This window comes from Mycolicibacterium stellerae (assembly GCF_003719305.1).
Lineage (GTDB): Bacteria > Actinomycetota > Actinomycetes > Mycobacteriales > Mycobacteriaceae > Mycobacterium > Mycobacterium stellerae.
This window is the reverse complement of record NZ_RARC01000041.1, coordinates 1-12,352: the sequence shown is the minus strand read 5'-3', so window position 1 is coordinate 12,352 and position 12,352 is coordinate 1. Positions and strand designations below refer to the sequence as shown.

Sequence of the window (12,352 nt, the reverse complement as noted above, 5' to 3'; positions counted from 1 at the left end):
TCTTCGCTACTCGAACAGGCCCTGCTGCCCCAGCCCGGTCACCCCGCTGGGCGGGGTCAGCCCGAGGTGCGTCCACGCCTGCGCGGTGGCCACCCGGCCCCTCGGCGTCCTGGCGAGCATCCCCGCACGCACCAGGAACGGCTCGCACACCTCTTCGACCGTGGTGGCTTCCTCACCGACCGCGACCGCGAGGGTGGAGACACCGACGGGCCCGCCGCCGAAGCTGCGGGTGAGCGCCGACAGCACGGCACGGTCCAGCCGGTCCAGGCCGAGTTCGTCGACGTCGTACACCGCCAGCGCGTACTTCGCGATATCGCGGGTGATGACACCGTCGGCGCGGACCTCCGCGTAGTCGCGCACGCGGCGCAGCAGCCGGTTGGCAATTCGGGGCGTTCCCCTTGAGCGACGGGCGATCTCGGTCCCCGCGTCGGCAACGAGCTCGATACCGAGGATGCCGGCCGAGCGGGTCAGGACGCGCTCCAGCTCGGCAGGCTCGTAGAAGTCCATGTGTGCGGTGAAGCCGAACCGGTCTCGCAACGGACCGGTCAGCGCGCCGGACCGGGTGGTGGCGCCGACAAGGGTGAACGGTGCGACCTCGAGCGGAATCGACGTTGCGCCAGGGCCCTTCCCGACGACGACGTCGACCCGAAAATCCTCCATCGCCAGGTACAGCATCTCCTCGGCAGGCCGTGCGATGCGGTGGATCTCGTCGATGAACAACACGTCGCCCTCGACGAGGTTGGACAGCATCGCGGCAAGGTCGCCTGCCCGCTCAAGGGCCGGACCAGACGTCACCCGCAGCGACGAGCCCAGCTCGGCGGCGATGATCATCGCCAGCGACGTCTTGCCCAGCCCCGGCGGGCCGGACAGCAGGATGTGATCCGGTGTGCCGCCGCGGTTCTTGGCACCCTCGATCACCAGTTGCAGCTGTTCGCGCACCCGCGGCTGCCCGATGAACTCGCCGAGCGACCGCGGCCGCAGGCTGGCGTCGATGTCCCCCTCGCCGACGGTCAGCGCCGCAGAGACCTCGCGGTCCTCTGGCTCCTCGTCGTCGGTGAAACGGCTCATTTGTTGCCCAGCAGGGACAGCGCCGAGCGCAACGCCGTCGACTGCGTCGCCTCCGGTTCGTTGGCCAGCACCTTGTCGGTGGCCTCCTCGGCCTGCTTGAGCGCAAAGCCAAGCCCGACAAGGGCTTCCACCACAGGGCCGCGCACCGCGTGGCCGTTGACAGCGGGCAACCCGATGGCAGCCCCTGTCGGGCCGACCTTGTCGCGGAGCTCGAGGACCATCCGTTCGGCGCTGCGCTTGCCGATGCCCGGCACCCTGGTCAAAGCCGTCACGTCGCCCTCGGCCAGCGCCTGCCGCAACGCCGGTGCGTCATGGACCGCGAGCGTGGCCAGTGCGATCTTCGGTCCGACGCCGGACACCGACAGCAAGGTGGTGAACAGGTCGCGTGCGTCGGAGTCGGCGAAGCCGAACAATGTCATCGAGTCCTCGCGCACGATCATCGCGGTCACCAGTCGGGCCTCGGTTCCGCGTCGAAGCGTGGACAGCGTCGATGGCGTCGCGTTGACGCGATAGCCGACACCGCACGCCTCGATGACGACATGGTCGAGTGCCACGTCGAGAACTTCTCCGCGAATGGATGAGATCATCGTGCCGCCTTGAGTCGTGCCCGGTATTTCTTCTTCTGTTCGGCGGCCATCGCCTCGGCCGCCGCCATCCGCGCCAGCATCGGCGCGCGCCAACAGTGACAGATGGCCAGCGCCAACGCGTCGGCGGCGTCCGCGGGTGTCGGTTTGGTCTGCAGCGTCAGGATTCTCGTCACCATCGCGGTGACCTGAGCCTTGTCGGCGTTGCCGTTGCCGGTGACCGCGGCCTTCACCTCGCTGGGTGTGTGGAAGTGGACGTCGATGCCGCGTTTGGCGGCGGCCAGCGCTACCACCCCGCCCGCCTGTGCGGTGCCCATCACCGTCGAGACGTTCTGCTGGGAGAACACCCGCTCGATCGCGACGACGTCCGGACTGTGCGTGTCCATCCAGTGGTCGACCGCGTCGCTGATGATCAGCAGGCGCTGGTGCAGAGGCGCGTCGGAAGGTGTGCGCACGACGTCGACGTCCAGCGCGATGACCTGCCTGCCTTTCCCGCTTTCGATCACGGAGAGCCCGCAGCGCGTCAACCCGGGATCGACTCCCATTACGCGCACGTCAAACCCCTTTACGTGAACACCTGTTCGACGGCAGCCTAGCGTGGTTGACCGACGTCGCCCCGTAAAGACACGCCCCGTGGCGTCGATGTGACGCCGGCGGCGATCGTCGCTAACGTCGCGATGGACCTGACGTCAACCCGTGGAGCTGAACTCACACGATGCCCGACGAAAACGAACTGGAGTCCGCAACAAACCTCGCCCTCACCCTCGCCTGGGCGGCAGGCGCCGTGGTGGCCGCATATCTGCTGGGGCTGGTGCTGACCCGGGTGCTGATGCGCATCGGGCGCCGAAGCGCCGTGATCCGTGACATCGCCGAACTGACGCGGATGCCGGTGCGCGCCGCGCTGGTCGTGTTCGGTTCGTCGATCGCGGTGCAGCGCACGTCGGACCCGACCGACAGTTGGCGCGGCTGGTTGGACCACACGCTGCAGATCCTGCTCATCGCAGCGCTGACATGGCTGCTCGCGAGCCTGGTGCTGGTCGCTGAACGTCGCGCGATCGCCAGGTACGGCGGCGGCGACGTGGAGATCGTCGACGAGGACCGCCAATGGCGACGGATCCGCACACAGGTGACGGTGCTGCGCAGGCTGGCCATGGCGCTCGTCATCATTCTCGGCGGCGCTGCGATCCTGATGACTTTCCCGCGATTCTCCGACATCGGCACCACCGTGTTCGCATCGGCCGGCGTGCTGTCCGTCGTAGCGGGCCTGGCCGCGCAGACGTCGCTCGGCGCGGTGTTCGCAGGCATGCAGATCGCCTTCTCCGGTGCCATTCGCGTCGGCGATGTGGTGCAGCTGGAGAACGGGCAATGGTGGGGCCGGATCGAGGAGATCACCCTCAGCTACGTCGTCGTGCGGTTGTGGGACGAGCGCCGACTAGTGCTGCCCTGCACCTACTTCACCACCGAGCCGTTCGAGAACTGGACTCGCAGCGCGACCGAGATCATGGGCACCGTCGAGTTCGACGTGGACTTCTCGGTGCCGTTTGCGGATATGCGCGCCGAACTCGACCGGCTGCTGGCCGAAAGCGATCTCTGGGACGGCCGCCGCGGTGTGCTTCAGGTGACCGACGCTGTGGGCGGAATGGTTCGGGTGCGCATCGTGGTCAGCGCCCCGAATGCGGGTGCGCTGTTCGATCTGCGATGTGCGGTGCGTGAGGGCATGGTCAACTGGGTGCAACACCGGGGTGTGTTGCCGACGCAGCGCATCGAGGCCGCCGAGACGATCACCGAGACCGGGCCACGCGGCGGCGACGGAGACGGCGAGACGAGGCGGGTGGCCTCGAGCCTGTTCTCCGGCAGCCCCGAGGCCGATGCGCGAGGGCGGGCGTTCGACGACACCACCGACCGCGAGGACGACTACGCCAGCCCCAACGGCCGGGCCTGAGCGCGTTCCACCAGCGCGACGCCTCGGTGCTGCGGGCCCAATGCGCGGCCGGCAGCGAGTAGCGGTTCGGCACTGCGCAAGGTGCGCGCGAGAACGAAAGCGCCCTCGAGGGCGGCTATCAGGGAAACCGTGATGTCGCGCGCGATCGGTTCGGCCAGCCCGCGGGCCACGAAGTACGCGGTGCCGCCGTCAAGCCAGCCGTTGAACACGGCCGCCGATGTGTCGCGCAGTTCGGCCACCGTGTCCGCCGTCTCGGCGGCGACACTCGCGACGGGGCACATGTTCGCGAACCCCGTCGACGCCATGTCCTCGGCCGCCTGAACGAAGACGGCCTCGATGGCCTCGCCAAGATCGTCGTGCGGGTCGACGAGCGTGGGGATGAGCAATCCGTAGGCGATGCCGGCGTTGAGCAGCGCCTCCCTGGCGATCTGCACTTTCCCGCCGGGAAAGTGGTGATAGAGCGACCCGATCGGGAAGCCCGATGCCGCGACGATGTCCTTCATGCCGACGGCGGCGTAGCCCTTGTGGCGCATCAGCTCGGCGGCCGCCGTCAGAATCGATTCTCTTGTCGACCTTGCCAATGTGACCTCCTCCCGACACACTAGAGCATACGTTCTAGAATCAGCGTTCTAATGGAGGTTGACGGATGAAGTCGGTGCAAGTCGCGGCAGGCACGATCGAATATCGCGAGGAAGGAACCCCGGACGGTCCGCCCGTCGTGTTGCTGCACGGCTTGGTGATGAACGACACGCAGTGGAACCTCGTGCTTCCGCTGCTGCCACGGACGTACCGCTACCTGCTGCCGGTTCTGCCGATCGGCGGACACCGCGTCCCGATGCGCGACGACGCGGACCTCACGATCACGGGGATGGTCAACATCGTCGCGGACTTCCTCGACGCGCTGGACCTGTCGGACGTGACGCTCGTTGTGACGGACTGGGGTGGCCCACTGTTGCTCACCGACTTCGGGCGCGACAAACGCATTGCCCGGATGGTGATCTGCCCGTCCGAGGCGTTCGACAACTTTCCGCCCGGGTTCCCCGGCAAGGTCACCTGGCTGGCAACCCGCACCACCGGCACTGCCGCGCTGGCCATGAAACAGATGCGGATCGGTTGGCTGCGCGATCGGTTCTTCATGTTCGGGATGATGGCTAGGCGGTCCATCCCGCAGGACGTCATCGAGGCATGGACAGGGCCGGGCATCGCCGACAAGCGGATCCGGCGCGATCTGCTCAAGTACAGCCGCACGAAATTCGTGAAGGCTGAACTCGTGCGCGCCACCAACCGGTTAAGCGACTTCGCCGGTGACGTGCTGGTGCTGTGGAGCCGAAACCGGGTAATGCCCGTCGCGCACGCGGAGGCACTCGCCGCATTGACCGGCGGCACACTGAGAATGATCGACGACGCCTACGTGTTGGTCATGCTTGACCAGCCCGAGGCAACGGCAGATGCGATCGGCGCATTCCTTCGCGAGACTGCGACGGCGCAGAGCTAGTTGTCGTTGTCGAGCAGGCCGCGTTGAGACTGCGCTGACGCAGGAGAAGTTCGAGTAGAGGCCTGCGTGGTTGCAATCTCAAAGCGAAATCAGTCGCCGATCTGCGCGAGCACATCGTCGGGGATGTCGGCGTTGGTGTAGACGTCCTGCACGTCGTCGCTGTCCTCCAGCGCGTCGACGAGCTTCATGATCTTGCGTGCGCCATCGGCGTCCAGCGGCACCGAAACCGACGGCTGAAAACCGGCCTCTGCCGAGTCGTAGTCGATGCCCGCGTCCTGTAGCGCCGTGCGAACCGCCACCAGATCGCCCGGCTCGCAGATGATTTCAAAGCTGTCGTCCAGGTCGTTGATCTCCTCGGCGCCCGCTTCGAGCACCGCGGTGAGCACGTCGTCTTCGGTCAGGTCGTTCTTCTCCAGCGTGACGATGCCCTTGCGGGAGAACAGATAGGCCACCGAACCGGGATCGGCCATGTTGCCACCGTTGCGGGTCATGGCGACGCGCACCTCGCCCGCGGCGCGGTTGCGGTTGTCAGTCAGGCATTCGACGAGCACCGCGACACCGTTGGGCCCGTAGCCCTCGTATGTGATGTTCTGCCAGTCGGCACCGCCGGCCTCTTCACCTGCGCCGCGCTTGCGGGCTCGCTCGATGTTGTCATTGGGCACCGAGGTCTTCTTGGCCTTCTGAATGGCGTCATACAGCGTCGGGTTGCCTGCCGGATCGCCGCCGCCGGTACGCGCTGCCACCTCGATGTTCTTGATCAGCTTGGCGAAGTTCTTACCCCGCCGGGCATCGATGATGGCCTTCTTGTGCTTGGTGGTGGCCCACTTGGAATGGCCGCTCATGCGTGTACTACCTCTTTCACTACTGCTTTGCCCGCAGACGAAGTCCGATCAACGAGTCTACGTGGACGTTTATGCCCTACTGCGCCGCGATCCGGATCTCCCCCTCGATGTAGTGCTGCAGGTTCGGTGCGATCGCGGCGACGAGCTCATCATCGCTCATCGAGGCGAGCGGCTCGATTTTCCAGATGTAGCGCATCATCGCCAGCCCCATGATCTGTGACGAGATCAACCCGCTTCGCACCTTGCGGTCGTGGTCGTCAACCCCGAGCTGCGACACCCCCATCAGGCTGGATTCGACGACCCTGCGCAGCTTTTCGCGGGTGCTCGCCTCGTGTGCGGCGGTCTGCAAAACGGCTCGCAGCACGGGGCCGATCTCGTCGTCGGCCCACGCACCGAGCATCAGCCGCAGCAGCGCGCTGCCAAGGTCTCCGAGCGGTGTCGTCCACGTTTTGGCGACGCTCTCGAGCCAGCGCGCCGGCGGGTTGGTCGCCGCGTCGAGGAGGGCGTCCTTCGATCCGAAGTAGTGGTACACCAGCGCCGGGTCGACGTCGGCGGCCCTGGCGACGGCGCGGATCGTCGTGCCTGCGAAGCCGGTATCGGCGAAGGCTTCGCGCGCGGCGGCCAGGATCCGGGCCGCGAGCACCCCGCGCTCATCCCTCGGACCTGGGGGTATGGCCTTCTTCGGCACCTTTTCATCCTCCCCGTTAATTTTCCTCTTGCGTTGAGACTTGTTTCATCGTACCGTGAAACTAGTCTCAACGAAACGTGAAAATCAGGAGCGCATGAAATGACCGCCACCCCCCAGAACCCAGACGTCATCGTCGTCGGCGCAGGCCCCGTCGGCCTGGTCGCCGCCTGCGAGCTCGTTCGCCGCGGCGTTGCGGTCCGAATCATCGACAAGCTGGCCGAGCCGACGAACGAATCGCGTGCCATCGCGGTGATGTCGCGCAGCCTCGACATGTTCGACCGGATGGGCATCGTCGACGACCTCGTCGCGACGGGCGTCAAGTCGACAAACATGCGGATGCTCAGCGGGGGTCAGCAGCTGTTCCAGGTCAGGTTCGGCGGCGTCGACAGTGCCTTCCCCTACTCGCTGCTGACCGCGCAAACCGAAACCGAACGCGTGCTGACCGAGCGGCTCGGCCAACTCGGTGTCGCGGTCGACCGCGGCATCGAACTCGTCGAACTGACTCAGGACGACGACGTCGTTTCGCTGACGCTGAGGCACGCGGACGGATCCACCGAGGCGGTGACGACGTCATGGGTCGTCGGGGCCGATGGCGCCCACAGCACCGTGCGGCATCTGGTCGGCACCAAGCTGCAGGGATCGTTCAAGGGCGAGCTGTTCATCCTCGGCGACTGCGACGCCGAGCACGACATGGACGCCGAGTCGATGTACACCGTCTTCTCCCCGGAGGGCACGGTGATCGCGATGCCGATGCGGGCGGGCAGGGCACGGCTGATGGCACAGATCCACGACGCGCCCGGCACGCCGCTGAACCTGCATCCGGCGCAAGACGACCTGCAGCGGATCCTCGACGAACGAGTCGGCGGCATCACGATCACCCACAGCCACTGGTTGACCTGCTTCGAGATCCACCACGGCCAGGTGTCCGCCTACCGGCACGGCCGCGTGTTCCTCGCGGGCGATGCGGCACACATTCACAGCCCGGCAGGCGGACAGGGCATGAACACCGGGATGCAGGACGCCTTCAACCTCAGCTGGAAACTGGCGGCGGTCGTTCACGGCGAGGGTGGCCAGACACTGCTCGACAGCTATCACGCCGAACGTCACCCCGTCGCCGAGAAGGTGATCGGGTTCACCACCAACCTGACCAAGGCGGGCACGCTGCGGGGCGGTGCGCGGGTGGTGCGCAACGCGATCCTGCGCGTGGTCGGCAACATTCCGGCGGTCGGCGAGAAGATGGCGAGCATCGTCGAGGAGATCGAAGTCGGCTACCAGGGCAGCCCATTGGTTCGCCGCGACCACAGTCCTCATGCGAGAATTGCTGCGGGCCACCATGTCCCGCATATCAGCGACACGCAGTTACACAAAGAAATCAGCACGCTGTGCGGCGCGGACAATCCTGGCCACACGGTGCTGACGGTGACGGCGGGCAAGCCCGCCCCTGCCGCCGGGCCCGCCGGGCAGGTGCAGGTGCTCATCACCTCCGACGACCTCCCTGTCGGTGGCTACGACGCTGTCATCGCCGATCCCGATGGCGTGGTCGCACAGCGTTACGGGTTGCGCGACGGCGGTCGCGTCGTGGTCCGGCCCGACGGTTACATCGGTGCCGTCACCGCGCTCGACGACCAGGCCGGTGTCGCCGACTACTTCGCGCAGATAGCACGGTGAGCAGATGTACACCTACGAGGTCGACCCGCAGGCGATGTTCGACGACCGGTATCAGCAGTTCGAGAAGTTCGGTATCGCACGCGATGACATCGAACGCGTCCGCACGGCTGTCACCGAGATGTGGGCGGATGCACCTGGCGGCTGGGTCTACGAATGGTCGGCGCTGGCCCAGTCTTACGCCGATTCCGGCGACCACGCCACCGCCGCAACGGCGTACGGATTCGCGAAGTTCCCGTGCCTGAACAGCCCGGCCCGGGTCAACGCCATGGCCAACCAACTCGAGCAGTATGAGTTGGCCGCCAAGGACTTTCCGGTGCAGTTCGAGCGGCGCATCATCGAACTCCCCTACCTCGGCGGAACCATCGCCGTTCCGGTCCACCTGTACTCGTCCGACGGCGACTACTCGGCGCGACCGGTGCTGATCGCCAGCGGCGGCGTCGACACATTCAAAATGGATTTTCATCCATGGTGTCTGGCCCTCACGATGAAAGCCGGCGTCACCGCCCTGGCATTCGACAACCCCGGCACCGGTGAATGCCCGGTCGCACTCGACGAGCATTCCGACGACCTGATTCGCGGCATCGCGGAACACGCCCGATCGATCGGTGACGGCAGAGTGGCTCACTTCGGCATGTCGTTCGGCGGCAACTTCGCGGCGATGACCGGTTTGTCTGCAACCGTGGATTGCGCGGTCGATCTCGGCGGACCGGTAGTGCGCGCCTTTGACGCCGACCACGCCGCCAAACTGCCATACGGCATGCACGACATCCTCGGCAACGCCATGGGCTGGGATCGCTCCCCGACCCTCGACGAACTCAGCCGCGAACTGCAGAACCTGTCCCGGCGCGATCTACTCACCCGGCGAGCCGGCGCACCGATGCTGGTGATCAACGGCGCCGACGACTATTTTGTGCCGCAATCGGACACCTTGATTTTCCAGAACCGGCGCCACACCGAGGTTCATCTGATTCCCGGCACCGGGCACGTCGCGATGAGCAGGGCAGCCGATGTGGTGCCGATGATCATCGGCTGGCTGCGGCGCCAATTCGCGGAGCTTTAGATTCTTGAGCCATTTCTTCGGTCTGCGGGACATTTCGCGAAATAAACAGAGCCGGACGCGGGTGGCCCGTTTACCGAATTGCTACCCTTCGTAAATGCGCTGCACGCTCCGATTGGTTCGCCGATGAATCCGGCGCAGCGATGGTTGCACGGCCTCGACCACTACTACTGGCTCACCGCTTTTCTCGCCGCCCGCGGACTCCAGAAAACCACTTGCCGCCTGGTTGCGCTGGTCATATTCGCACTGAGCGCCATTTCCTTAACGTTGATCTGGAGCCCGACCGGTCCGCAGGGCCTGCGCAACCAGGTCCTGGCCATGGTCGTCGCGGTGTGTTGCTGGGGGATGACCGCTTTATGGCTGAGGGGCCGCTGGCCGAGCGCCCTCGAGTCCAGAATTTGCGTCTGTCTCGGATCGTTGTGCGTCGCCATTTCGTGCCTGATCCAGGCGGACCCGCTGGCCGGACTGTTCGGCGCCACCGCGTTCACACTCATCTGCATTTACGCCGCGGTTTTCCACACCACTCAATGGCTGACCGTCAGCTGGGTGGTGGCCGGCGCGACCCTGATTCTTCTCGGGATCAGGCTGGCCGCCACCGATATCGCCTTCGCGATCTCGTCGGTGCTGCTGGTCGCCTTCATCGTCATGTTCGTATCGCTCACCGGAAAGGCGGCGATCTGGCTCGTCGACGCCGACATCCTGCACGAGAACTTCGAACCACTCACCGGGTTGTTCAACCGGGACGGCTTTTACGAGAAGGCCACCACCCTTCTGGCATCGCGCAGCCGCGGCGACGACCGCTTCCTCGCCATCGCCGTGGTCAATCTGGACACCTTCTCGTTGGTCGGCGAGTTCTCCGGCCTCACCGGATCGAATCGGGCCAGGGTCGAGATCGCGGCGCGCCTGCGCGAAACCGCGCGACGCGATGCGGTGCTCGCACACATCGCCGACTCCGAGTTCGTGATCGGCGACCTCTTCGAGAGCGACGACGCGTCGGCGCTCATCGAACGCGTGCGCGGCACCGTTTCCAGTTCTCCGTCTCGGCTGTCGGCCAGCATCGGGGTGGTCACCACCCCCCTACAGCCTCTGGTTCAACTTCCGCCACACGATGTGCTCGACGAGCTGCTGTCGATCGCCACCAACGCGATGTACGAATCACGAAAGAGCGGTGGCAACCATGTCACCTATGTTCGAAGCCCCTCGCTCACGGTGCTCGACGATCCCGGAAGCGATGAATGGTTCGACAACGTCGAGCCTGCCTAGCCGCTAGGCACGGCCGGTGACGATGTCGACGAAGAGTCGATGGATGCGGCGATCTCCGGTCATCTCGGGGTGGAACGCGGTCGCCAGCATTTGGCCCTGACGGACCGCGACGATGTGGTCGGCGGCCCGCCCGAGCACCCGCACGTCGGGGCCGACGCGCTCCACCCATGGCGCCCGGATGAACACCGCATGCACCGCGCTGTCCAGGCCCTCGAACTCGATATCGCCCTCGAATGAGTCGACCTGCCGGCCGAAGGCGTTGCGCCGCACGGTCATATCGATCCCCTTCAGCGGCGCGGCTTCACGGCCCACAACGCCGGCATCGAGGATCTCGCTGGCCAGCAGGATCATTCCGGCACACGATCCGTAGGCAGGCATTCCGTCGGCGATCCGCGCTCGAAGCGGATCGAGCAGTTCGAATTCACGCAACAGGTGCGTCATCGTGGTGGACTCGCCACCCGGTATGACGAGCGCGTCGACGGCGTCGAGTTCACCGCGGCGGCGGACGGTGATCGCGTCGGCGCCCGCTTCGCGCAGCGCGGCAAGGTGTTCGCGGGTATCGCCCTGAAGCGCGAGCACGCCGATGTGGGGCGCGCTCATGGCTTGAAGTCACGCTTGTAGCGGGTCAGCCCTTCCTGCATGACTGCCGCCACCATCTCGCCGGTGCGCGTGAAGATCTTGCCCTGCGTCAGCGACCGGCCGCCGGATGCCGAAGGCGAGGACTGGTCGTAGAGCAGCCATTCGTCGGCGCGGAACGGCCGCATGAACCACATCGCGTGATCCAGCGACGCCACCATCAAGTGCTTGCGCTCCTCGAGGTGGTTCACCTGCGCCGAACCCAGTAGGGTCAGGTCGCTCATGTAGGCCAGCGCGCAGATGTGCAGAACCGAATCGTCGGGCAGGGGGTCGCGGTGTCGGAACCAGACCTGCTGTTGGGATGCCTTGCCGGGCAGCAGGTTCAGCTGATCGTGAGGCACGATTCGGACGTCCCACTCCGCGAACTGCTGAAATCCGGCGTCGTCGAACACGCCGCCCTTCGAGATGAAGTTGGGCAGGTCGTCGGGCGGCACCGCGAACGGCGCGGCGTCCTGGTGTTCGATTCCGCTCTGGTCTGTCTGGAACGACGCCGACATCGAGAAGATGGTCTCGCCGTGCTGAATCGCGTTGACGCGCCTCGTGACGAACGAGCCGCCGTCACGCAGGCGCTCGACGATGAAGACGGTGGATGCCTTGGCGTCGCCGGGCCGCAGGAAATATCCGTGCAGCGAGTGAACCTGAAACTTCGGGTCGACGGTTCGCACCGCCGAGACAAGGGATTGGCCGGCTACATGGCCGCCGAATGTCCGTTGCAGGAAGCCTGATTCGGGGCTGAACACGCCACCGCGGTAGATGTTGATCTCGAGCTGCTCGAGGTCAAGGATCTCCTCGATCGCCACTAAAGATGCTGTTCTTCGCGCGAGCCGCTCATCACCAGACTTACTACCATCCCCGCTCGGCGAGCCGGTGCGGGGCGGCGATGTCTTCGACGTTGATGCCCACCATGGCCTCCCCCAACCCGCGCGACACCTTGGCCAGCACGTCAGGATCGTCATAGAAAGTGGTGGCCTTGACGATCGCAGCAGCCCGCGACGCCGGATCACCAGACTTGAAGATCCCCGAACCCACGAACACCCCCTCAGCACCCAGCTGCATCATCATCGCCGCATCAGCCGGGGTAGCGATGCCACCGGCAGTGAACATCGTCA

General features: G+C 65.8%; 13 protein-coding genes and 1 pseudogene. 5 read left to right on the top strand and 9 right to left on the bottom strand.

The annotated features are described in order from the left end of the window. Positions 1 to 6 precede the first annotated feature (6 nt). From ruvB to ruvC, 3 genes are read right to left on the bottom strand one after another with little or no spacing between them, the layout of a single operon-like run. Positions 7 to 1,068 (bottom strand): Holliday junction branch migration DNA helicase RuvB, encoded by a 1,062-nt coding sequence (gene ruvB / locus D6M19_RS31040; protein WP_123029138.1) that lies wholly within the window; start codon positions 1,066 to 1,068, stop codon positions 7 to 9. Next, on the bottom strand, positions 1,065 to 1,655 hold the full coding sequence (ruvA, locus tag D6M19_RS31035; RefSeq protein WP_123029137.1) for a Holliday junction branch migration protein RuvA: 591 nt from the start codon (positions 1,653 to 1,655) through the stop codon (positions 1,065 to 1,067). The genes ruvB and ruvA overlap by 4 nt, the downstream gene beginning before the upstream one ends. Beyond that, positions 1,652 to 2,206 carry a crossover junction endodeoxyribonuclease RuvC gene (gene ruvC, locus D6M19_RS31030; protein ID WP_123029136.1) on the bottom strand — a complete coding sequence of 185 codons (555 nt, stop codon included), beginning with the start codon at positions 2,204 to 2,206 and terminating at the stop codon, positions 1,652 to 1,654. The genes ruvA and ruvC overlap by 4 nt, the downstream gene beginning before the upstream one ends. Before the next feature lie 161 nt (positions 2,207 to 2,367). Between ruvC and D6M19_RS31025 the strand changes: the two genes are divergently transcribed. Further along, positions 2,368 to 3,594 (top strand): mechanosensitive ion channel family protein, encoded by a 1,227-nt coding sequence (locus tag D6M19_RS31025; RefSeq protein WP_123029135.1) that lies wholly within the window; start codon positions 2,368 to 2,370, stop codon positions 3,592 to 3,594. Here the strand turns inward: D6M19_RS31025 and D6M19_RS31020 are convergent. Then, positions 3,567 to 4,175, bottom strand: a complete 609-nt coding sequence (locus D6M19_RS31020; RefSeq protein ID WP_123029174.1) for a TetR/AcrR family transcriptional regulator — start codon at positions 4,173 to 4,175, stop codon at positions 3,567 to 3,569. The genes D6M19_RS31025 and D6M19_RS31020 overlap by 28 nt on opposite strands. 65 nt (positions 4,176 to 4,240) lie before the next feature. Between D6M19_RS31020 and D6M19_RS31015 the strand changes: the two genes are divergently transcribed. Beyond that, the gene (locus tag D6M19_RS31015) at positions 4,241 to 5,089 is read left to right on the top strand and encodes an alpha/beta fold hydrolase (protein ID WP_123029134.1); all 849 of its coding nucleotides are present in this window, start codon (positions 4,241 to 4,243) and stop codon (positions 5,087 to 5,089) included. Between the two features lie 89 nt (positions 5,090 to 5,178). On the opposite strand, the gene D6M19_RS31010 is transcribed toward D6M19_RS31015, so the two are convergent. Together D6M19_RS31010 and D6M19_RS31005 are read right to left on the bottom strand one after the other, a co-directional pair. Further along, positions 5,179 to 5,931, bottom strand: a complete 753-nt coding sequence (locus tag D6M19_RS31010) for a YebC/PmpR family DNA-binding transcriptional regulator (RefSeq protein ID WP_123029133.1) — start codon at positions 5,929 to 5,931, stop codon at positions 5,179 to 5,181. A 76-nt stretch (positions 5,932 to 6,007) separates the two neighbouring features. Next, positions 6,008 to 6,619: a TetR/AcrR family transcriptional regulator gene (locus D6M19_RS31005; protein WP_234835134.1), complete on the bottom strand. Its 612-nt coding sequence runs from the start codon at positions 6,617 to 6,619 to the stop codon at positions 6,008 to 6,010. A gap of 99 nt (positions 6,620 to 6,718) precedes the next feature. Between D6M19_RS31005 and D6M19_RS31000 the strand changes: the two genes are divergently transcribed. The 3 genes from D6M19_RS31000 to D6M19_RS30990 all read left to right on the top strand — a co-directional run bounded on the left by D6M19_RS31000 (position 6,719) and on the right by D6M19_RS30990 (position 10,607). Continuing rightward, the gene (locus D6M19_RS31000; RefSeq protein WP_123029132.1) at positions 6,719 to 8,287 is read left to right on the top strand and encodes an FAD-dependent monooxygenase; all 1,569 of its coding nucleotides are present in this window, start codon (positions 6,719 to 6,721) and stop codon (positions 8,285 to 8,287) included. A gap of 4 nt (positions 8,288 to 8,291) precedes the next feature. Further along, positions 8,292 to 9,347 (top strand): alpha/beta fold hydrolase, encoded by a 1,056-nt coding sequence (locus D6M19_RS30995; RefSeq protein WP_123029131.1) that lies wholly within the window; start codon positions 8,292 to 8,294, stop codon positions 9,345 to 9,347. Between the two features lie 123 nt (positions 9,348 to 9,470). Continuing rightward, positions 9,471 to 10,607, top strand: coding sequence for a GGDEF domain-containing protein (locus tag D6M19_RS30990; RefSeq protein ID WP_123029130.1), 1,137 nt, complete (start codon positions 9,471 to 9,473; stop codon positions 10,605 to 10,607). A gap of 3 nt (positions 10,608 to 10,610) precedes the next feature. Here D6M19_RS30990 and pdxT read toward each other — a convergent pair whose 3' ends face one another. The 3 genes and pseudogenes from pdxT to D6M19_RS30975 all read right to left on the bottom strand — a co-directional run. Beyond that, positions 10,611 to 11,207, bottom strand: a complete 597-nt coding sequence (gene pdxT / locus D6M19_RS30985; protein WP_123029129.1) for a pyridoxal 5'-phosphate synthase glutaminase subunit PdxT — start codon at positions 11,205 to 11,207, stop codon at positions 10,611 to 10,613. After that, a complete protein-coding gene (gene tesB, locus D6M19_RS30980) occupies positions 11,204 to 12,043 on the bottom strand; it encodes an acyl-CoA thioesterase II (protein ID WP_123029128.1) in 840 nt (279 codons plus the stop codon). The genes pdxT and tesB overlap by 4 nt, the downstream gene beginning before the upstream one ends. Before the next feature lie 43 nt (positions 12,044 to 12,086). Further along, positions 12,087 to 12,352: pseudogene (locus D6M19_RS30975) on the bottom strand (pyridoxal 5'-phosphate synthase lyase subunit PdxS); the annotation flags it as partial.